20 protein-coding genes are annotated in these 21,931 nt (G+C 47.0%); 6 read left to right on the forward strand and 14 right to left on the reverse strand.

The features are described 5' to 3' along the window. Window positions 1–309 precede the first annotated feature (309 nt). From WH43_RS16915 to WH43_RS16930, 4 genes are all read right to left on the reverse strand, one after another. Complete coding sequence (locus tag WH43_RS16915; RefSeq protein WP_053425759.1) at window positions 310–900, reverse strand: YkgJ family cysteine cluster protein; 591 nt, start codon at window positions 898–900, stop codon at window positions 310–312. 125 nt (window positions 901–1,025) lie between these two features. After that, a complete protein-coding gene (locus tag WH43_RS16920; protein ID WP_053425760.1) occupies window positions 1,026–3,908 on the reverse strand; it encodes an EAL domain-containing protein in 2,883 nt (960 codons plus the stop codon). After that, a complete protein-coding gene (locus WH43_RS16925; protein ID WP_053425761.1) occupies window positions 3,905–4,216 on the reverse strand; it encodes a hypothetical protein in 312 nt (103 codons plus the stop codon). The genes WH43_RS16920 and WH43_RS16925 overlap by 4 nt, the downstream gene beginning before the upstream one ends. 10 nt (window positions 4,217–4,226) lie before the next feature. Further along, window positions 4,227–5,675, reverse strand: a complete 1,449-nt coding sequence (locus WH43_RS16930; protein ID WP_053425848.1) for a protein adenylyltransferase SelO — start codon at window positions 5,673–5,675, stop codon at window positions 4,227–4,229. A gap of 200 nt (window positions 5,676–5,875) precedes the next feature. On the opposite strand from WH43_RS16930, the gene WH43_RS16935 reads away from it, so the two are divergent. Continuing rightward, window positions 5,876–6,172, forward strand: coding sequence for a c-type cytochrome (locus WH43_RS16935; protein WP_286049916.1), 297 nt, complete (start codon window positions 5,876–5,878; stop codon window positions 6,170–6,172). On the opposite strand, the gene recQ is transcribed toward WH43_RS16935, so the two are convergent. Continuing rightward, window positions 6,154–7,965, reverse strand: coding sequence for a DNA helicase RecQ (recQ, locus tag WH43_RS16940; RefSeq protein WP_053425763.1), 1,812 nt, complete (start codon window positions 7,963–7,965; stop codon window positions 6,154–6,156). The genes WH43_RS16935 and recQ overlap by 19 nt on opposite strands. Before the next feature lie 78 nt (window positions 7,966–8,043). Between recQ and WH43_RS16945 the strand changes: the two genes are divergently transcribed. From WH43_RS16945 to rarD, 4 genes are all read left to right on the forward strand, one after another. Then, a complete protein-coding gene (locus tag WH43_RS16945; RefSeq protein ID WP_353504807.1) occupies window positions 8,044–8,532 on the forward strand; it encodes a thioesterase family protein in 489 nt (162 codons plus the stop codon). A 309-nt stretch (window positions 8,533–8,841) separates the two neighbouring features. After that, window positions 8,842–10,515, forward strand: coding sequence for a methyl-accepting chemotaxis protein (locus WH43_RS16950; RefSeq protein WP_082335841.1), 1,674 nt, complete (start codon window positions 8,842–8,844; stop codon window positions 10,513–10,515). Between the two features lie 62 nt (window positions 10,516–10,577). Next, window positions 10,578–11,321: a carbonic anhydrase gene (locus WH43_RS16955; protein WP_053425765.1), complete on the forward strand. Its 744-nt coding sequence runs from the start codon at window positions 10,578–10,580 to the stop codon at window positions 11,319–11,321. A 173-nt stretch (window positions 11,322–11,494) separates the two neighbouring features. Beyond that, a complete protein-coding gene (rarD, locus tag WH43_RS16960) occupies window positions 11,495–12,403 on the forward strand; it encodes an EamA family transporter RarD (protein ID WP_053425766.1) in 909 nt (302 codons plus the stop codon). On the opposite strand, the gene WH43_RS16965 is transcribed toward rarD, so the two are convergent. The 9 genes from WH43_RS16965 to WH43_RS17005 form a co-directional block, all read right to left on the reverse strand. Further along, window positions 12,388–12,801 (reverse strand): VOC family protein, encoded by a 414-nt coding sequence (locus WH43_RS16965; RefSeq protein WP_053425767.1) that lies wholly within the window; start codon window positions 12,799–12,801, stop codon window positions 12,388–12,390. The genes rarD and WH43_RS16965 overlap by 16 nt on opposite strands. Window positions 12,802–12,839: 38 nt before the next feature. Next, window positions 12,840–14,921 carry an ATP-dependent DNA helicase RecG gene (recG, locus tag WH43_RS16970; RefSeq protein ID WP_053425768.1) on the reverse strand — a complete coding sequence of 694 codons (2,082 nt, stop codon included), beginning with the start codon at window positions 14,919–14,921 and terminating at the stop codon, window positions 12,840–12,842. An 86-nt stretch (window positions 14,922–15,007) separates the two neighbouring features. Further along, entirely contained in the window at window positions 15,008–15,817 is an 810-nt protein-coding gene (locus WH43_RS16975; RefSeq protein WP_082335843.1) for a substrate-binding periplasmic protein, read from the reverse strand. Window positions 15,818–15,856: 39 nt separating this feature from the next. Then, entirely contained in the window at window positions 15,857–16,249 is a 393-nt protein-coding gene (gene ridA, locus WH43_RS16980; protein WP_053425770.1) for a deaminase RidA, read from the reverse strand. 5 nt (window positions 16,250–16,254) lie between these two features. Then, window positions 16,255–18,378: a bifunctional GTP diphosphokinase/guanosine-3',5'-bis pyrophosphate 3'-pyrophosphohydrolase gene (spoT, locus tag WH43_RS16985; RefSeq protein ID WP_053425771.1), complete on the reverse strand. Its 2,124-nt coding sequence runs from the start codon at window positions 18,376–18,378 to the stop codon at window positions 16,255–16,257. A gap of 107 nt (window positions 18,379–18,485) precedes the next feature. Continuing rightward, window positions 18,486–18,761: a DNA-directed RNA polymerase subunit omega gene (gene rpoZ / locus WH43_RS16990; protein ID WP_053425772.1), complete on the reverse strand. Its 276-nt coding sequence runs from the start codon at window positions 18,759–18,761 to the stop codon at window positions 18,486–18,488. Window positions 18,762–18,809: 48 nt separating this feature from the next. Continuing rightward, window positions 18,810–19,442: a guanylate kinase gene (gene gmk, locus WH43_RS16995; protein ID WP_053425773.1), complete on the reverse strand. Its 633-nt coding sequence runs from the start codon at window positions 19,440–19,442 to the stop codon at window positions 18,810–18,812. A gap of 72 nt (window positions 19,443–19,514) precedes the next feature. Next, complete coding sequence (locus tag WH43_RS17000; RefSeq protein ID WP_053425774.1) at window positions 19,515–19,994, reverse strand: PaaI family thioesterase; 480 nt, start codon at window positions 19,992–19,994, stop codon at window positions 19,515–19,517. Window positions 19,995–20,030: 36 nt separating this feature from the next. Beyond that, the gene (locus tag WH43_RS17005; protein ID WP_053425775.1) at window positions 20,031–20,540 is read right to left on the reverse strand and encodes a hypothetical protein; all 510 of its coding nucleotides are present in this window, start codon (window positions 20,538–20,540) and stop codon (window positions 20,031–20,033) included. Between the two features lie 281 nt (window positions 20,541–20,821). Here WH43_RS17005 and WH43_RS17010 point away from each other — a divergent pair, with 281 nt between their 5' ends. Next, on the forward strand, window positions 20,822–21,931 hold the full coding sequence (locus WH43_RS17010; RefSeq protein ID WP_053425776.1) for an efflux RND transporter periplasmic adaptor subunit: 1,110 nt from the start codon (window positions 20,822–20,824) through the stop codon (window positions 21,929–21,931).

Genomic DNA, 21,931 nt, shown 5'->3' on the forward strand with positions numbered 1-21,931 from the left:
AGTATTAAATCTGTAAGTTATTGATATGATTATAGGGTTTGTGGGGATCCGTCAGCTGATTTAGGTGGCTCACCTAATAACGTACCTTTAATTGCCTTTTTTGTAAATTAAAAGTTTAAAAGTGGGCTTTGTAGCAGTTTAAACCCCTAATCTGATCGATTCTGGAAGTCTTGCTTAATGGGAGCATCAGGTCTGAATCAGGTTAAACATTGACGAGTTGAAGGGAGAGCAGGAGTTGCTATCAGCAACAGAGTCTTCAAATAAATACAGCTCTAACCTGATTGCTTTTACAACATGGTGCGCGACAATTTAAACCAAACCGGCGTAATAAGCCTTGGTCAGCACTTTTTCTAAAGCAGCTGCTGTGGCTTGTTTAATCGGCATATTTTCTTTGCTGAGCTCGTAATCAAGCTGGGCGATTTGGGCTTTGTGGTTACGCATCATAGGTGGAGTTTCACTGCTCAGACTTTGCTCTGTTGCTATGACGGCTTCTGGTGCATCGGCTCGTATCACTTTGCAGACGGACAGTAAGACTTCGCCTTCGCGGCCACGATACCCGGCTGCACCAAACATACGGCAAACGGCAGGGCGGTAGGGGTAAACACCACATTGGCCACTTTTACGATCCTCTGATGTCGCCTGATAAAAAAAGCAACCTGCCTGGTCATGATCGTGCTGTTGCAAGGCGTCCAATGTGCTTTCTGCAAGGCCAGTATCATACAAATGCAAAGCTAAAGGCAGCATTTCCAGCACTGAAGCTTCAATGCCCGGATGCAGGCAACATTGGCCACAACCACTGCGGCAAAACAACTGACGATCGTTTTGGTAACGACTATAAGTCTGGGCAATTTCGTCGTTGAGGATCATTAACTGAGATGCGGTGTCGCGCAGCTGCTGCATAGGTTCTCCGAACAAACAGCATTACCCCAATGGGGCGGGGCGCTATTGTAATGACAGCTATTAAGACTCAGCAATAGGGGCAAACAAATATAGTTTTTGTGGTAAAAACAACAGCGAATAAGCTGCTATTCCTGTTGATATAAAGGGCGGGGTTTGGCGATGCCGTAACCTTGAGCGAAGTCGATGCCCATTTCGGTCAGCTTGTGACAAATCTCCATGTTTTCAACATATTCGGCTACGGTTTGAATTTTCATAGCGCGGGCAATATCGTGAATAGACTGCACTATGGCGCAGTCAAAAGGATCGATCAGCAAGTCACGCACAAAGCTGCCATCAATTTTGACAAAGTCGACCGGAAAATTTTTCAGGTAGCCATAAGAAGAAAAACCACTGCCGAAGTCATCCAAGGCAAACTTACAGCCCAGTTGTCTGAAGTGAGAAATAAAATCCAGCGTCTGGTGCACATTTAAAATCGCCATACTTTCGGTGATTTCAAAACACACTTTAGCAAAAGGAATTCGATACTCCCGGAATAACGAACTGACATAAGCTTTAAACAGCGGGTCTGTTAACGAAGCGCCGGATAAATTGATATTGGCTAAACTCAGCTCCGCCAGATGCGCAGGCTGTTGTGCCAACCAGCGGAAGTAGTTGCGGATCACCCAGCGGTCTATTTGTGGCATCAGGCCATAACGTTCGGCTGAGCTTAAAAAATTGCCCGGCGCTACCAAACCTTGTTCTGGCAAAGATAACCGCAGCAGCAATTCATAATGCAAGCCTGGCAGCTCTTTTTGGATAGCGCTGATAGGCTGCATAAACAGCACAAAGTTATCTTGTTCCAGCGCCTGTCTTAAGGTTTTTAACCACTGAATTTCTGACTGATGACGCTGCAATTCTTCATCGTCGGCATTAAACATATGAATGCGGTTACGGCCCTTTTCTTTGGCGACAAAGCAGGCAGAGTCTGCTTGTTTCAGCCAATGTTCGGTGCTTTGATTGTCGTCCGTGTTTTCAGCCAGACCTATGCTGACACTGATACTAAATACGCTGTCCTGCCAGATAAAACGGAATTCTTTGACTGTATCCAGCAGTTGATGGGCAATAGCAAAAGCTTCGTTGCTGCTTAAATGCGGTAACAGCACCACAAATTCATCGCTCTCCAGTCGGGCTAAAGTTCCTCTGTTATTCAAAACCCGCTGCATCTGATTACTGATTTGACACAACAAAGCATCTCCTGCTCTGTGATCGCAGGTGGTGTTGATCAGTTTAAACTGGTCTATATCCAGATAAAGCAAGGTCGCCTGATGTCCAAACCGCAGCGTCTGTTCCAGTTGTTCAATAAAATAATGCCGATTGTATAAAGAGGTAAGCGTGTCGTGGGTCGCTAAGTAAGCCAGCTGTTCGGTATTTTGTTTATGCGCTGTGATATCCACTATAGAACCATGCACATAAGCACCTGCTGCACCTTCACCTTCTGCCAGCCGGGCGGACATCAGAGCCCAAAAGGCTGAGCCGTCGGCACGTAAGCCTCTGATTTCAAAATTCTTGTTATCACCCAGCTGCAGCTGTTTTAACATCTGAACTCTGTCTTCAGGGTTGGCGTAATAACGTACCATGCCGGTCTTCGCTACATCTTGTTGCATTTGCTGTAGGTTTTGATAACCCAACATGGTCAGCAACGCTTGGTTGGCTGTGATCAACTGACCCTGTAAGGTACTGGTAAACATACCTTCCACTGCATTGTGATAAATGTCGTAGTACTGCTGTAAGTGCGCATTGGCCTGGCGCTGATGGTCAATATTTTGTTGCACTGCACCTCTGATGTTTTGTAACAGGCTAAAACTCATCAGCGCCATGCTACCCATCACGGCCATCAGTAACAGATATTGCCAGGCCTGTGCTGCAGGTAAATAACCTATTTGCGACAGGGCTAATATCACAATACAGCCAAAGAAAAAGGCCCAGCCTAGCGCAAAGGTTTTGGCTGCCCGGTCGCCTTTGATGGCATGCATCAACGCGAACAGAGTGTTGATACCTAAACATAAAGCGGTGATAACTAACAAACCCCAAAACCGCAATTGGTTATTGGCATAAAGTGGGCTGAACAATAATAACAAAGCACTGACCAGGCACAGGTAAAAACCAAAACGCCCCAAAATGCCACCTTTTTGTCTGCGGACATGCCAGTTAAATAGGGTCAGGCAGGCAAAAGTAGCACCAGCTGCGACATACAAAATAGCCTGATTGATTTCAGGGTAATCAGGCCAAAGCATCGCAAACGCCAAGCCGTTTAGTATGGCCAGTACTAAAGCGCAGCTAATAAAAAAGCCTGAATAAAACACATACAGTCGTTGTTGCAGTGAAAAATACAAAAACAGGTTGTAGATCGCCATCAGCAACAACACACCACACAACAGACCATCCAGAATGTTTTTATACAGCTGGTCCAACACAAAGTTATTGTGCTGCCATAACGTCAACTCTACCGGGGCTATAGCGGCATCCTGCACTTTGATAAACAGATCCAGTTCCTGATCAGGTTCAAAATTGAGTGGAAAGGCGAAGCTGCGGTAGGCCAGGGCACGCTGGTCGAAAGGCACTGAAGCGCCAGTGCTGCTTAATAGCTGCAGATCGTTTTTTGATCTGTTGTAGCTATACACCTGCACGACGTCAGCCAGCGGGAAATCGTACTGCACTATGGTTTGAATGGGGGTCTGGCCTGTGTAATACAAACGGGTAAATAACCAAAGTGACTGCTCGGTATTTTGCAGAGACTTTTTGTATTCGCTGACCAGCCGGAATGCATGATGCCGTTCTGGATCAAAAATCAGTTCCTCCAGCGGCAGGGCTTTGTGAGTCTGCTGAAAATATAAATTCTGCCCCAGTTCCAGCCGGGAGAGTTGTTTGTCAAAACTATTAATCTGGGCATGAAAAGCAAAGGCACTATGACAACAGATCAGCAGCAGAAACCACCATAGCTTTATTCCATGCTGCAGTTTTACTGTCATCTAATCTCCAAGCTACTGAATTCTTTTGCTAAATCTGACAGTAGCATAGCAGCGCTCACACTGTCAGCTGTGACCCAAAAACTTTCGCTGTAGTCTTCGTAACAAAAAGTAAATGATTCGTTGGCATAGCTTAACCCCAGCTCCACCCGGTCTGCGCCGTAAGCCAAAGTACCTGTTGTAATAGTGCTTGGGGTAAACCACTGCTTACAATTCAATACCTGTTCAAAGCGAATGGGCCATAGAGGTGTCAGTAGTAGCTGTTTCTGTTCAATTTGTACTATCAAGCCATTGGTTGCTTCGGTGTTCATCTGGTGTCCGTTAACTGCTGCAGGATATAGTCATAGCCTTGCCCCAGTCTGGTGGTGGTGTAGCAAAGGCTTCTTTACCTGGCTGATACTGATAAGGGTGCTGCAGGACCTGCATCAGTTCATGTAAAGGGGCTGTATCCCCTTGTTCAGCTGCTGCAATAGCCTGCTGAGCCAGGTAATTACGTAAAATATATAAAGGATTGACGCCGTTCATCTGAGTTTTGCGTTCAGCGGCGCTGGTATTTTCCTGCGCCAGACGAGCACGGTACAGGCTTGCCCACTGATCAAAAGCAGCGATATCCAACATATGATCACGGATAGATGACCCCTGAGCGTCATCCGAAAAATCAGCCAGACGGCGGAAACTTAAGGTGTAATCCTGCTTCTGTTGCTGCAACAAGGCCAGCCATTGGCCTATCAGGGCCCGGTCTGTGGGCTGCTGAGTGGTAAGCCCTAGTTTTTTCCCCATTAAAGCCATGTAATGACTGACTAAGGTGGGTTCATACAAACCAAGCGCTGCACGTAAGTCCTCGACCTCAATCAAAGGCGATAAAGCATGAGCCAGCGCATTGAGGTTCCACAAACCTATACCAGGCTGTTCGTCAAAGGCATACCTGCCGCTATGATCTGAGTGATTGCAGATGTAACCCGGCTGATAGTCATCTAAAAAGGCATAAGGACCATAGTCAAAACTCAGGCCTAAAATTGACATATTGTCGGTGTTCATGACGCCATGATTAAAACCTACCGCCTGCCACTGGCTGATCAGTTCTGCGGTACTGATGACAACCTGTTGCAGCATAGCCAGCGTCGGGTTATCTGCGTTCAGACATTCGGGGAAATGCTGCTGCAGCGTAAAATCGACCAGCCGTTGTAATTGGTTTTTATCGCCTGTGTAAAAACAGTGCTCAAAATGACCAAAGCGGATATGGCTGGGACAAACCCTGATCACCATAGCGCCTTGCTCCATGGTTTCACGTTGCACTGGTTCGGTGCTGCCTACCAGACTTAAAGCTCTGCTGCTGGGAATGCCTAAATGATACATAGCTTCAGAGGCTAAAAATTCGCGGATACTGGATCGTAATACAGCCCGACCATCACCAAAACGGGAATAAGGTGTGCGACCAGCGCCTTTTAAATGCAGATCGTAGTTTTTGCCATCTGCGCCTTTTACATCTCCTAATAGCAAACCCCGGCCATCACCCAACTCAGGATTGTATTGACCAAATTGATGGCCAGCATATTTTTGCGCTATCGGCTTGCTGCCCTCAAACAGCTTTTTACCACTAAGGTAGTCGGCTGCGTCAACTTGTTGAAAGAATTCAGCGGGGATTTGTAATAGCGCGGCAGTCGCAGCGCTGTAGGCTAAAAGTTTAGGCTCTGCAAAAGGAGTCACGGCGACAAGGCTAACTAAGTCAGGTAAACCCGACGCATAAGTGGAACTTAAAAAAAGTGACATAACACCCCCAAAACTGCAATGGTCCATTGTCGTCGCTGTGTTCAGTTAGCTCAAGCGCTTTCTGGAGCAGTGATTTGCCTGAATTTCAGCCTCTGACTTGTATAAACAAGTACTTAGGTCTTTAATGGAGAAAACATAAAAAATAAAACTCAGGTCCAGCGTCAGGGAGAATAACAATAATGCGATCCAGATTTTTTATAATGTTAGTTTTAGTCGGGTTATCTGCACCAGTTCTGGCGCAGGATGCGGCTGCCGGAAAAACTAAAGCTGCTGTCTGTTCGGCTTGTCATGGCGCTGAAGGCATTTCGGTATTACCGGATTATCCGAACCTTGCAGGGCAAAAACAGAAGTATCTGGAAACATCCATCAAAGCCTATCGTGATGGTCACCGTAAACATGCGGTGATGTCGCCTATGGCTGCAGGTTTGTCTGATGCGGATATTCTGGATTTAGCCGCGTATTTTTCTGCTTTGCCAGCTCAGTCGCCTGCTAAATAGTCACTGATTAAATCGAGGAAATCAGCGCCATAACGTCCTAGTTTAGTTTGGCCTACTCCACTGATAGCCAAAAACTCCAGGCTATTGGTGGGACAGGCTTGTGCCATTTCTATCAGAGTAGCGTCTGAAAACACCACAAAAGGCGGCACGTCGTCGCGTTCAGCTATGGCTTTGCGCAGCACTTTTAAACGGGCGAACAGCTTGCGGTCATAGTTTTGTGGAGCTGTAGTTTTACTGCTGCTGGTTTTGTTTTGTACTAAGCGCGGCACGGCCAGTTGCAAAGTTTGCTCAGCACGAAGTACGGCTCGTGCTGCTTCTTGCAACTTCAGCACTGAATGCTGACTGATGTCTTGTTGCAATAAACCACAATGCACTAACTGGCGCAGAATACTGAGCCAATAATCGTGTGATTGCTCTTTTCCTATGCCATAAGTAGACAACTTGTCATGCCCCAACTCCTGAATGCGGCTGGTCTGGCTACCCCGCAGTACATCAATGACATGGGTCATGCCAAAACTTTGATTCACTCTGTACACGCAAGACAGCGCTTTTCTGGCCAGTTCAGTGCCATCAAATTGCTTCGGCGGGTCTATGCAAATATCGCAGTTGCCACAAGGTTTCTGGCTGGATTCACCAAAGTAGTTCAGCAGCACTAAACGCCTGCAGGTTTGTGCCTGAGCAAAAGCCGCCATCTGGTTAAAACGCTGCAAGGCTACTTCGGTTCTGCTGTTGTTTTCGTCTTTTTCTATCCAGCTACGCATCCGTGCTATATCGGCAGGGTCCACCAGCATCAAGGCTTCAGCGGACACACCGTCACGGCCAGCCCGGCCTGTTTCCTGATAATAAGCTTCAATAGTGCGCGGCAGTTCAAAGTGAATGACAAAGCGTATATTGGATTTATTCACGCCCATGCCGAAAGCCACTGTGGCGATAATCAGCTGAATTTGGTCTTTTTTAAAGGCTTCCTGTACCGCATTGCGCTGCTCGTTGGTCAAGCCTGCATGATAAGCCGCTACCTGAAAACCTTTGCCAGCCAGCTGTTCGGTCAGCTCATCTACTTTACGGCGTGAAGCACAATAAATAATGCCACTTTGCTGCTCCTGCTGTTTCAGGTAATTGACCACTTGCTCCAGCGGACGGAATTTCTCTTGTACTGTGTAACGGATGTTAGGCCGGTCAAAACTGCCCACTGAGATATAAGGCTGCTGCAAATTCAGCTGGCGGCTAATGTCCTTTTGCGTAGCAGGGTCTGCTGTGGCCGTGAGTGCCATCATGGGCACATGCGGGAAGTAGTGTTTTAACTGCGCCAGTTCAGTGTAATGGGGTCTGAAGTCATGGCCCCACTGTGAAATACAGTGCGCTTCGTCTATGGCAAATAAACTGACACCAACTTCTGCCAGGCGTGACATAAAGTCCGGTTGTAATAAACGCTCAGGCGCCAGATACAACAGTTTGAGCTGTTGATTGCGTAAACGCCGGATCACATCCTGAATTTCTTCTCTGCTTTGGCTGCTGTTAATAAATTCTGCCGCTATACCATTGGCCTGTAACGCATCGACCTGATCTTTCATCAGCGACATTAAAGGCGAAACGACCACAGTGACATAAGGCAATAACAAAGCAGGTAACTGATAACACAGCGATTTGCCGCCACCTGTAGGCATCAGCACAAAAGTGTCCTGACCGCTCAGGCAAGCCTGGATCACCTCCAGTTGTCCGTGACGGAACTGGCTGTAACCAAAAGCTTGTTTTAAGGTGTCGAACAATAATTGTGGCAAAGGACAAGGCTGCATTATGAAAAATCTGGCGCATTGTAATCAAAACTACAGATGCTGTCTTGGGCATTGTGTCATTGGCTTTGCTGGAGTAGATTGCGTACTGCTCCTACCAGTAAAGTTGAGAACCTTATGTACGCCGATCAGTTATTACCTTTTATCGCCAATACTTTTGACCAAATGCCTTTTAATCGTTTGTTAGGCTTAAAAGTCACCCGTTTTGATGAACAGCAAGCTGAAGTTCGTTTCGACTGGGCCGGGCAGCTGGTAGGAAACCCGGTACAGCAGATTTTACATGGTGGCGTCATAGCTTCAGTGCTGGATGTGGTGGGTGGATTAATGGCAGTGTCCAGTGCCTTAACCCGATTGGGCGATATTGCAGATGCTGAACTGGCCGAAAAACTGGGCAAAATGAGTACTATAGATATTCGTACCGATTACTTAAGGCCTGGCCGTGGCCAACAGTTCATTGCCACAGCTCAAGTGATCCGCACAGGCAATAAAGTTTGTGTCTGCCGGATGGAGCTACACAATGAGCAGGGCACTCATATTGCGTTAGGTACCGGTACTTATCTGGTGGGCTAAAGTTTATTTCGCGCCCATACAAGCATGATTCAATTATTTCCTTTCAGTTGTTTCTCTTTCAGCTATACCTGATCAGTAGCTTTATTTGTTTTTTAAATAAAGGTTTTATTTTTATCATATTTTGACTTTGATTTATTGACAAGAAGGCTTAATTGATAATAATGAAACCATGTTTGATGCTGAAGCTCTAGTTTCAGCAGACTCTCAGTCTGCTACAAAAAACAATGTAGCCACCATTATTGAATCTAGGCTCGTTGTTAAAGCACCCAGTTTTAACTGATAAGACTTCGAAAGAGGAAGGGGAGCACTATGCAACTGTCGATTAGACAAAGGCTTATGTTGTCTGTCAGTGTGATCTGTCTAGGTCTGACGGCCATGACCGCTTTTGTATTTATACAACTGGCCAAGATAGAGACGCACTTAAGTGAAGTGGTCAATAGAGACAACCCTGCTATTGAGCAGTTGACCCAAGTACTTGAACAGCAGTACGAGCAGGAGCTGCTGTTGCATAAAGAGTTACGTTATGTACCAAAACAGCATCAGCAGTCTGTGGATGAATTTCAGCGCACAAAAGTAGAGTTTATACAGCATCAACAGCAACTCCAAGCTGCACTTCAGGCCGCAGAGCCCTTTTTACAACCTTCAACTGCTATGACAGAGTTGCAACTGAGCAAAGTCCGGGAAAATATGCAGCTACTGCAGGGGATTGAAACACTGTCCTTGCAGTGGACTTCGATTGCAGAGCAGCTAATCCAAAAAGCCGGATCAGGGCAGCAAGCTGTTGAGCTGGAAAACAAGCTGGCTGCTGTTGATCAACAGTTGATGCAAGACGTAAAAACGCTGTTGCAAAATGTCGAAAATTTTACTTCAGCTGAGATCCAAAGTATTGACCAGCAAACCCGCTCTTTAGAACTACAGGTAGTCGTAGCTGCAGTCTTAGTGTTGCTGTTGTCTGTGCTGGTCAGCCGCTCCACCCGCAAGGCCATCCAGAGAGGTTTGTACAAAGCTATGGCGGCGCTCAGAGAATTACAGCGCGGTAACCTCAAGTCCGTAGTGCTGGCGGATGAGCCAGCAGAGATAGGTGAAATGCTGACCTTGATGGAGCAGACCAGGCAGGATCTGGCTCAGTTGTTAGTGCTGGTTCAGCGCTCGACAATGGAGGTTTCTGGTGCTGCCACTGTATTGGCAGATAGTAGTCATGGTGTGCAGGGCAATGTGCAGCAGCAAAGTCTGCAAATGGAACAAATTGCCGCAGCTATGCACGAAATGTCAGCGACTGCTCATGAGGTCGCACAGAGTGTGGCTACTACGCACACGGCTAGCGAAGAGGCTGCGCAGAACTCTACCTCCAGTCAAACGATCAACACTCAAGCGGTGCAGAGCACTGAATCTCTGGTGAAAAGTCTAACAGAAAGTGCAGCCTCATTATCTGAGCTTGAGAAAAACAGTGAAAATATAGGTGCAGTGTTGGTGGTGATTAAAGCCATAGCGGATCAAACCAATTTATTAGCATTAAATGCGGCTATTGAAGCGGCACGAGCTGGGGAGCAAGGTCGGGGGTTCTCCGTAGTGGCAGATGAAGTCCGGCATCTGGCGCAGCGCACGCAAACTTCAACCACCGAAATAGAAACTATGATCAGCACGTTCCGCCAGAGCGCGCATCAGGCGGTATTAAAAATGCGACAAAGCAGCGTGCTGGGTGGTCAGGCTATTGATTTTGCCGGTCAGTCCAGTGACTTGATGCAAAAAGTGAACGGCTCTATAGATAAAGTCCGTGGTATGAGCATGCAAATTGCCAGTGCTGCTGAACAGCAAAGCAGTGCTATTGAAGAAATTAATGTCAGCGTCAGTGTGGTACATCAGGCTGCTGAACAGAACGCTGAACTGGTAACCCAGGTCGCCACCGCCAGCCAGCAATTGACAGCTATGGCTGGCACTTTGGAAGGTGCAGTAAAAAGGTTTCAACTGCCAGAAGTGGCATGAAGAACTCGTGTCTCAGCAATAAAGAACTCTGCCAGTCAAAGCTGTTAAACAGGTGTGGTGCTATGAAAAAAATTCTTTTATTGCTAGCTCTGGGGTGTTTGCTTCCTGCTTTGGCTGAGGATCTCTATCCCGACTGGGGCTATGAAGGATATGCCGGGCCAGAACATTGGGGCAATCTGACCATGGATTTTGCAAGCTGTAAAAACGGCAAAGAACAATCACCTATTGATTTGACTGTGGCAGAGGAAGCTAAATTTTCGGCACCCCAGCTACGTTACGCAGCTCAGCCATTACAATTGACCCATATGGGTCATACCTTAGTTGAAGAAGTCAGTGCTGCGCCACTTCACCTTAGTTTTGGCGGGCAGGACTACAACTTAAAGCAATTGCATTTTCACACACCAAGCGAGCATCAACTGAATGGCAAAAGCTTCCCGATGGAAGTGCATTTTGTCCACAGCGATGCGGATGGTCAGTTGGCTATCGTAGGGGTGTTTGTGCAGCAGGGACAAACGAACGCTACGTTGCAGCAGTTGTTGCAAAAAGTCCCTTTGCTTAAAGGCGAGACAGTCACAGATCAAAAAGCAGCTTTGGATCTGAACGCCCTCCTGCCAAAAACCAAACACTTTTACCACTATATGGGGTCGTTAACCACGCCGCCTTGCAGTGAGGGAGTGTACTGGCTGGTGTTAACTAATCCTATCGACGCCTCGGCAGAACAGTTAAAACAGCTAAGCCAGTTGATGGGGAAAAATGCCAGACCATTGCAGCAGTTAAATGGCCGAACTTTAACTTTGGTACGCTAAACCAACCAAGCGCTGCCGTGAGGATAGGGCAGCTTGCTCTGATTTCGGCCAATTTGTTTTGAGATAAGGCCAAGTTTTTTATTCCTGCGTCAGATGTCATTACTTAATCAGTCTTCATCCAGTACAATGCGCGCCTCATACCGCAAGGATCCCTGCTGATCAAGGTGATACCCATGACATTAAGTCCAGCACAAAAACTAGGTGGTGCTTTTGCCGCTGGTGCTTATACCTTATGGGGTATAGCGCCGCTTTATTTTAAACAAATCGATTTTGTGCCGGCGCAGGAGATCCTGATCCATCGTGTGGTCTGGTCTTTTGTATTGTTGGTGCTGATTGTGTTTGCCATGCAGCAATGGCGCAAAGTACAGCAGATTCTAGTTCAGCCTAAATTAGTTTTGGCGCTTTTGGGCACCTCGCTGATTTTAGGAGGGAACTGGGGTTTGTTTATCTGGGCTGTGAATAACCATCATATGCTCGATGCCAGTTTAGGTTACTACATCAACCCTTTGCTCAACGTGCTGCTGGGCATGTTCTTCCTCGGTGAGCGTTTGCGTAAGTTTCAGTGGATTGCGTTATCACTGGCGGTGACGGGAGTGGTGATCCAACTGGTGACTTTTGGCTCTGTGCCCTGGATAGCTTTAACCTTAGCCAGTACTTTTGCATTGTACGGCTTATTTCGTAAAAAGCTGGCGATAGATGCCATTACCGGACTTTTTATTGAATCTTTATTGTTATTGCCTTTGGCTTTGTACTACTGGTGGCAGTTTGCCGACAGCAGTGCGGCTGATTTTAGCCAAAATAGCTGGAGTTTAAACTTATGGCTGATGGCGGCAGGTTTTGTTACTACTGTGCCTTTGTTACTGTTTATCGCTGCAGCTAAGCGGTTACAACTGTCGACTATGGGCTTTTTCCAGTACATAGGCCCAAGTTTTATGTTTGTGTTTGGCGTTTGGCTCTACAACGAAGCTTTAACCACGGCTAAGCTGGTGACTTTTGGTTTTATATGGCTGGCGCTGATAGTGTATTCGGTAGACGCTTATCTGGCGTTACGGAAAAGACCTGTAGTTCAAGTGATTGAATAAGGCGGACCTTTTATTTCGATAGTATTGCCTTCAGGGTCCTGAATATAGATCGAAGGCCCCTGACCTTCTGCACCATAACGAGATTCGACAGGCCCCGCCGTTACGCCTTGATGCTGAAAATACAACTGCAACGCTTGTGGGTCAAAAGGCTCAATACGTAAACACAAATGGTCCATATTGTGACCCTCTATGCCTGGCGCTTCACCACCTTGTTGGCCCAGAGGCTGGTTGACTGGTACTAAGTCAATCAGACTTAGACCTGCTCTTAATTGATATAAACCTAAGTCGGTTTCCTGCCGCTCCAGAGTGCAGCCCACTACCTGCTGATAAAAATCCAGCATCAACTGCAGGTTTTTCACCCTGAGCACCACATGGTCTATCTGCACAATACGAAACATAAGCCGCTCCTTAATTGGCCCGGTCAGTATAAACAGGCTCAGGCTTGAGCATAGATCTCTTTAAAACCTAACCAACGACGTATAAGAGCAGCACAATTCGGCTGATGCTGCTGCCATAATAGGGCGGCTGCTTGTTGGGCCGCAGGGATTAAATGAGCATCCCGGCTTAAATCGGCTATACGGTAGCTGACTTGTCCTGTTTGTTTGGTGCCGAGTAGTTCACCCGGACCACGGATTTCTAAATCACGTTGTGCTATCACAAAACCATCATTGCTTTCCCTAAGCACAGACAAGCGGGCTTGAGCTGTGGCAGATAAAGGCGCGTGATACAGTAAAACACAATGGGAGACCGCGCTACCACGGCCAACCCGGCCTCGTAGCTGGTGCAACTGAGCTAAACCTAAACGCTCGGGGTTTTCAATGATCATTAAACTGGCATTGGGCACGTCGACACCAACTTCAATCACAGTGGTCGCTACCAGTAAATCCAGCTCACCCGCTTTAAAATCGGCCATCACTTGCTGCTTTTCAGCGGCTTTTAGCCGGCCATGTACTAAGCCAATACGTAAGTCAGGCAAGGCGGCGGTTAGTTCCACAGCTGTCATTTCCGCTGCCTGGCATTGCAGTTGTTCCGACTCTTCAATCAAAGTACAAACCCAATAGGCCTGACGCCCCTCATTCTGTACAGCCTGACGCACCCGTTCTGTCACCTCGGCGCGACGACTATCGGGCAAGACTACTGTAGTCACCGGAGTACGACCTGGCGGCAGTTCATCAATCACAGAGGTATCTAAGTCGGCGTAAGCTGTCATGGCTAAAGTGCGGGGGATAGGAGTGGCGGTCATCACCAACTGGTGTGGATAAAAGCCGGTATCTGCGCCTTTTTCCCTTAGCTCCAGCCGCTGATGTACACCAAATCTGTGTTGCTCATCGATGATGACTAAAGCCAGTTGCTGAAATTGCACGTGCTGCTGAAACAAGGCATGAGTGCCAATTACCATTTGCGCTTCGCCGCTCTGAATGACAGAGAGCTGAAGCTGTTTTTGTTTGGCAGAAGCTTTACCCGCCAGCCAGGCAATCTGATAACCCAGAGGCTCCAGCCAGGCTTTGAAAGTGTTGGCATGCTGTTCTGCCAGCAGCTCTGTCGGGGCCATTAAGGCGACTTGAGCGCCACGGCTCAATACAGTCAAAGCCGATAGAGCTGCCACCAGCGTTTTACCAGAGCCTACATCCCCCTGGACCAAACGTAACATGGGTTCGGTTTGGCTTAAATCGTGGCGGATTTCGTTAATGACCCGCTGCTGGGCACCTGTTGGCGCAAAAGGCAAAGCCGCTAAAAACTTTTGATTCTGGGTTTCATCTACCACAAAACTGCGACCTTGTTGTACCCGGCATTGCTGGCGTAATTGCAGCATCGACAACTGCTGCGCTACCAATTCTTCAAAAATCAGCCGTTGCTGTGCTGGATGTTGGCCTTGCTCCAGCAGCTGTAAAGAGGCATCCGGAGGAGGTCTGTGCAGATAAAATAGTGCATCAGATAAAGACCAGCTGTTCTGACCCAGCACTGGTGCTAAATATTCGGTGGGACTGCTGCGCTGTAATACCTGTAAAGCCGCGTCAGTTAAATTGCGCCAGCTATTTTGTTTTAGTCCTTCAGTGCTGGGATAAACCGGCGTCAGAGTTTCGGCTACATCCTGATCCAAACCATCTTTTACTACTTTGTATTCAGGATGCATCATCTCAAAACCACGCATGCCACGTTTGGCTTCACCAAAAACTCGCAAGGTGACACCTGGTGTAACGGCATTTTTCTGTGCAGCATTAAAATGGAAGAAACGTAAGGTTAGGTAACCTGAGCCATCCCGAATAGACACCAGCCAGCTACGTCTTTTACCAAAGGTAATTTCACTGCTGATCACTTCACCCTGCACTGTGGCTGTTTGTTGTGGCCATAAGTCGGCTATAGGATAGAGACGGGTGCGGTCTTCGTAACGCAAAGGCAAGTGAAACAATAAATCCTGCACACTCTGAATACCCAGCTTGTGCAGCAGTTCACTGACTTTGGCGCCAACACCTTTCAGTTGGCTGACGGATAGACTATCCAGTGCTGTTACTGTCAAGAGAAAGACCAAACTAAGTGACTGATAGCAGACAGTTTAACCTGTGATCGTCACAGGGCATAGCCAGAGTTGAACATCAACTGCATTTAAGGCTGCTTTTTAGGTCCAGACTCATCATCCGCCAGATAGGTAGGACCATGTTTGAGAGGATCGAAGGCATAGAGTTTTTTCACTGTACCATCCTGCACCATGGACTCAAGAGCTTGTTCGATACGGTCTTTTAATGCCAGATGTGGACTTTTTTTCGATAAGCCAATATTGATAAAACGTTTTTCTACCACTGAAAAATCAATAGGGGCGCGTTTGAACTGAAAATGCATCTCTTTGTGGTCTGCTATTACATCCAAAGAGCTTTGAGTGGGCACCACCAAGGCGTCGACCCGGCCACGTTGCAGCATTTCAAAACCAGTCTCTATGCTATCAATCTCCACATGGCGTTTCGAGGTTTTAAGTACCAGCATCAGACCAGGGTGATAAGCGTAATTGCGTACAGTCGCCAAACTGAGTGATTCCAGCTGACCAAAACTGAGAATAAGCCTTCTGTCGCTACTTTTCAGGTACAGAGACTCTGGAATACGTTCGTTGTACGGCAGAAGGTGCATATACTCTGCCCGTTCTTCGGTAAAGTTCAGGTTACTCATTAAATCCGCTTCACCCGTCTGCATTTGGCGGAAGCAGCGGGCCGAAGGGGTTTTTGGACTGAATTTGAGCTGGAACCCGGCACGCCTGGCCAGTTCCTGCATTAAATCGACGGAGGGGCCGTAAGGAGCCTTGCCAGTTTCATAGGCATGAAAACGTGAGAAATGATCCAGACACCAGGTTAAAACTGGTGTTTGTGCAGCGGTTGCCAGTCTAGGTAAAACCAACAACAAAATACAACACAGGATCTTTGTCACTCAGTTCGCCTTATAGGACAGAAGCGGCCATTTTCCCTGTTAGTTGGTCGATGGCACTTCCATCACACCATCAATTTCTATTTGAGCGCCACGAGGTAAAGCGCTGACTTGCACTGCCGCACGGGCTGGGTAAGGTGCGCTAAAATGCTTGCTCATAATCTCATTTACAGTAGCGAAGTTAGACAGATCAGTCAGGAAAATATTCACCTTCACCATATCATTTAAACTGCCGCCAGCGGCCTGACAAACAGCGGTCAGGTTTTCAAATACCTGCTGCGTTTGTTCGGCGAAGTTTTCAGACACCATTTGCATGGTGGCAGGTACTAAAGGGATCTGACCAGATAAATACACTGTAGTGCCAATTTTCACGGCTTGGCTATAAGTACCAATTGCCGCAGGAGCTTTATCTGTACTGATGATCACTTTTGACATAATACTTATTTCCTTCTGTAAACTTTGAGCACTTCAGGCAATACGCGGATTTTGCGCATGACGTTGGCTAAATTAATACGGTCACGCACAGACAAGGTGATTTTAATCACGTATTCGCCTGTGTCTCTGTCGTCCGTCGACAGGTCCTGAATATTGGAATCCTGTGAGGCTATCACTGTCGTCAGTTTAGCCAGTACACCGGGTTGGTTGACAATAAAGACCCGGATATCACATAAAAACTGTTTATCGCCGGTTTTATCCCATTTCACCGGGAAGTATTTCCCCGGCTCTTTTTCCCAGCCTCGAATATTGCGGCATTCAACACGATGCACGTTTAAGCCTTTACCTGGCGTGGCGTTAGCGGCAATTTCGTCACCCGGAATAGGGCGGCAACACTTGGCGAAGGTGAGTAACATACCCTCAGAGCCAATAATAAAAGCTTTGGTCTTTTGATTGGCTGGATTTTCCGCTGGCAAAGCTTCTTCACCGGATTCAAAACCACCCAACAGACGGCGTGCTACGGCAATAGGTAACTGGTTACCCAGACCAATTTCTACCAACAACTCGTCCAGCGATTTCTGAGTGGTGCTTTGCAAAACCTGCTCAATACGTTCAGATGGAATAGCTTCGAGTTTGACATCACCCAAAGCTGAGGTCAGTAAACGTCGACCTAAACCTACAGCTTCGCTGAGTTGCTGCTTTTTCAGATAGTTACGAATACCCAAAATAGCGCGGCTGGTGACTACATGGTTCAGCCAGTTGGCATTAGGTTTACCACCTGAGCTGGTAATAATTTCCACCGTCTGGCCAGTTTCCAGTGGTTTATTCAGCGGATAAGGTTTGCGATCGACTCGTGCGCCGACACAGGTATTACCTATATCAGTATGCACCGTATAGGCAAAATCCACCGCATTGGCACCAATAGGTAACTCCACAATCTTGCCTTTAGGGCTAAAGACATAAAGCTCGTCCGGATAGAGCTCAGATTTCACATTTTCAACAAATTCGTAAGTGTTCCCTGAGCTTTGTTGCAGCTCAAGTAAACTTTGCATCCAACGCTGAGCACGGATTTGCGCTGTGGTATTTTTATTTTCGCCAGCACTTTTGTACGACCAGTGCGCTGCTATCCCTTTGTCAGCCATTTCATCCATTTCACGGGTGCGCATCTGAATTTCCACCGGAATACCGTGTGGACCAATCAAAGAGGTATGTAAGGACTGATACCCGTTCTGTTTGGGAATGGCGATATAGTCTTTAAAACGGCTTTCTATTGGCTTAAACAAGTTATGGACCACGCCAAGAACGCGATAACAGTTGTCTATGCTATTGATAATGACTCTGAAGCCGTAAATATCCATCACATCGTTAAACATCAGCTCTTTGCTTTTCATTTTACGATAGATGCTATACAGATGTTTTTCCCGACCAGCGACTTCGGCTTCTATACCAGCGGCTTTAATACGCTGTTCTATTTCCGTCTGAATTTTTTCAATAATTTCTTTACGGTTGCCACGCGCCTGTTTCACTGCAGTTTCTAAAGCGCGATACCGCATTGGGTACAAAGCGCGGAAACCCCAGTTTTCCAACTCGTTTTTAATATTGTGAATACCTAACCTGTTGGCGATAGGAGCGTACAGCTCTAAAGTTTCACGGGCAATACGACGGCGTTTTTCTGGTTTGAGTGCACCTATGGTGCGCATATTGTGAGTGCGGTCGGCCAGTTTAATTAAAATAACGCGGATATCCTGCGTCATCGCCATAAACATTTTTTGCAGGTTGGTAACTTCGAACTCTTTGATATCTTTAAATTTTACTTTGTCGAGTTTACTGACACCCTGCACCAGTTCGGCCACAGTTTCGCCAAACATCCGACTTAAATCGTCTTTGCTGACAGGAGTATCTTCAATCACATCATGCAGTAAAGCAGCCATTAAAGTTTCGTAATCCATCCGCATTTCGGCGAGGATACTGGTGACTGCTACAGGATGAGTAATATAAGGTTCGCCACTGGAGCGAATTTGTGGCGCGTGCGCGTCGCGGGCTACAATATAAGCCTGTTGTACCAGAGCAACCTGCTCAGGAGGCAGGTAAGCGCTGATTTGATTTTTCAGGCCTTCAAACAAATACATCCGAAACTCCCCAATACGCACAACGCTTTGGCGTGTTCCTTTGAATATACGTGGATTTCGAGCTATTGCCAACGGCCGGATACCGTTGGCACAGGAAGGAACTCAGATTATTCGTCAGAACCAATAATTGCAGCAACAGCAGCCATTTCTGAGGCTTCTTGCTGTAACTGTTCACGACGTTCCTGCTGGTCCAGAATACTGTTAGTGATAAAACCTTTTTCGATTTCACGTAAAGCAACCACAGTAGACTTATCGTTTTCCGGGTCAACCATTGGCTCTTTGCCTTCAACAGCCAGTTGACGGGCACGACGTGAGGCCACCAGAATTAAATCAAAGCGGTTACCAATTTTATTTACTGCATCTTCAACTGTTACGCGAGCCATCTGCCACTCCGGTTAATCTGGGTCTGAATAAAGACCGCATAGTCTACTCTATTTCGTTTCGTTCGCCAACAGGCCAGAAAGTAACTTGTGTTGCCGTATCGCTTGTTTCTGTTGTTTTAAGCGTTGGCTCTGGATAATGCCGGAAAATTGCTGTACCGCCGTTTCCAAATCATCATTCACCACCCAATAGTCATATTCATTGGCATGGCTGATTTCGTCGCGGGCTTTGGCCATACGACCCGCTATCACTTCTGCACTGTCTTGCCCGCGCTGATTCAAGCGTTGTTCTAACGCCTCGACACTGGGTGGCAGAATAAAAATGCTGGTGACAAAAGGTAGTTGTTGTTTGATTTGGCGGGCACCCTGCCAGTCGATATCCAGAAATACATCTATACCTTGCGCCAGCTTATCAGCTAAGGCTGCTTTGGATGTACCGTAGTAATTGCCAAAGACTTCAGCCCACTCAATAAACTGATCCTGCGCAATCAATTGTTTAAAGCTGGATACGTCGGTGAAATGATACTGCACACCGTCAGTCTCGCCCGGACGCGGTGAGCGGGTCGTGTGGGAGACACTCAATTGCATATCGGCATCTTGCTTTAAAAGCGCATTAATCAGCGTGGATTTTCCCGCTCCGCTGGGTGCTGAAATAATAAATAAGTTACCTAATAAGTCCTGCATGCCGCTCACCTTCACAATCAAAAGGCGATTTTAGCCTTGTCAGCCTCTGGCTGCAAACAAGGCTAAGCAGAGTTAAGATTTCTTTTTCGCTTTGACTGACAAAGTTAAGGTGAATTTGGCCATTAATTCATCACCATGCAAGGAGGGGCAGGTCACGTCAATAGTAACGGCCTGGTTAATCCGCTCACCTGTATCCAAAGATTGCTGAATCATTTGATCGATCAGAGCACCGTCGTTACTGGTGAAATGCACAGCGGCCTCAGGTCGTTTTAAAAACTCACCCTGTACGTCTTTAAAAGCAAAATGAATATTCAGTTTCTTCTGTCGCGCTTTGTAAAAGACTAAAAAAGCACCGGCTAAATCGGCACCTATAGCCAGAGCACCAAAATAAATACTGCCTAAATGGTTTTTAGTATGACGATGGTGTGGCATCCGGATCACAGTGCGCTCGTCTGTTAATTCCAGAATTTTTGGTTTGCAAAAACCTATCAGCGGAATATAACGGAATCCAAACCACCAGAGTTGTAAGTTGGCTTTAGTTAAGGCGTTCATAAATAGAGGCTCCAGAATTCAACTGGTCGGAGCTTATCATTCTGGTTGCGATAGTGCGAGTTTTTGCTGCCATTGTCGCTCAAAATTAGCTTTCGCTTGTTGGCGCTGTTCCACGCACCAGACCATTTGTCTGCTGTCTCTTACACCAAAACATCGTTTAGGTTCGGAGTAATACTCCAGCCAGGCTTGTAGTTTTTTACCCTGATAAGGAGCTTTCACTGAAACCGAGCTGACATAAAGCTCTGGGCCTTTGGCGATAGCAGCCAATGGATCTTTAGTCGTGTTCAATGTGGCCGTCTTTTTCACCTTTGGCTTTTTTTGAGCTGAGGCTAAGACAGGTTGCTGGCAAAACTGGTCCAGCTGTTTTTCCAGCAGACGTTGCTCTTGGCTCAGTGGTTTTGCTTCTTTTACGCTATAACCTGAGCTAATTTTTTGTTCCAGTTGTTGCAGTTTTTTTGCGGTTTTATCGCACTCTGTAACTGACCATTGCTGTTGTGCCAGTATAGAAAAACTATAACAGAGCAAAATAGTGAAAAGCGGTTTCATCCCGAACTCCGCCTGTTAATAAATGGTTAAATAACTATAGCGGATCTTTTTCTTTTTACAGCGCAGACAAGGCCGCTGTATAACTATTTTCTGCTGGTCTGTTTTTTTTTGCGCCTGAACGCATTGACTGATCCTTGGTAAAATCCAAACCGTTTAGTTGAGCATAACTCGACAAAATCGTGAATTAACACCAGAAGCAGTGCTGTCACTTTAGCTGCTATTCGTTATGCTAAGTGGCCCAAACAGGCTGTTTTTACTTAAAAATACAACGGAGTTTTTGTATGAAACTGGCAAAGCTAGTGATGACATCCAGCCTTTGGCTGAGCTGTGCTGTGATGGCGCAACAGGGCCCGGCTGTGCCGGTGAAAACGACTTTAGTGCAACAGCAGGATGTGCCCGTCTGGATCCGGGGTATAGGGCAAGTGAAAGCTCAGCAAAGTGTTGAAATTCGCCCTCAGGTGGATGGCATACTACAGCGCATTTTGGTGGAAGAAGGCCAACTGGTGAAAGCAGGCGACTTGTTGGCAGTGATTGATGATCGCAGTATCAGAGCGGCGTACGAGCAAGCCAAAGCTCAGCTGGCGGTCGTGCAAGCTCAGCTCGATGTAGCGCGATTAGACTTAAAACGTTATCAGAACTTACGTAAAGATCAGGCGGTATCGGCACAAATGGCCGACCAGCAACAGGCCACAGTACAGCAACTGGAAGCACAACTACGTAGCGTACAGGCCACTATCAATGCGCAGCAGGTGGAGTTGTCTTATACCCAAATTCTGTCACCTATTTCAGGTCAGGTCGGCATACGCAATGTCGATGCAGGCAATTATGTCAGAACCAGCGATACCAATAGTTTGTTTTCGGTAGTGCAACTAGACCCTATCAGTATTGAAATTGCCTTGCCGCAGTCACGTTTACCAGAGTTACAGCTGTTGACACAGCAAATCCGCCAAAAACAAACAGTGCCGGTGTTGGCTTATGCAAAAGAAGGTGCCGATCCTCTGGCACAAGGTCAGCTTACAGTCGTAGATAATAGAGTGGCAGCTGCGACAGGTACTATCAGGGTGAAAGCAGATTTTGCCAATCCGGACGCAGCCTTATGGCCCAGTCAGTCCGTGGTTATAGCTTTGCAGAGTAAAGTGTTGGAACAGGCCTTCACTATTCCGGCAAAGGCCTTGCAGCAGGGGCCTGAGGGAGCGTTTGTCTGGCTGGAGCAACAAGGTAAAGCCGCCACAGCCGCTGTAGATGTGGTATTGCAGGATAGAAATCAGGTGGTGGTGACAGGGGTTAGCGCTGGTCAACAGGTGATAGTGGATGGTCAGAGTCGTTTACGTAAAGGTGCTGAGCTGAAAATTTTGACTGACACGCCCCAAACTGCAGCTGCGGAGCAATAA

The organism is Rheinheimera sp. KL1, assembly GCF_001275035.1.
GTDB classification, from domain to species: Bacteria; Pseudomonadota; Gammaproteobacteria; order Enterobacterales; family Alteromonadaceae; genus Pararheinheimera; species Pararheinheimera tangshanensis.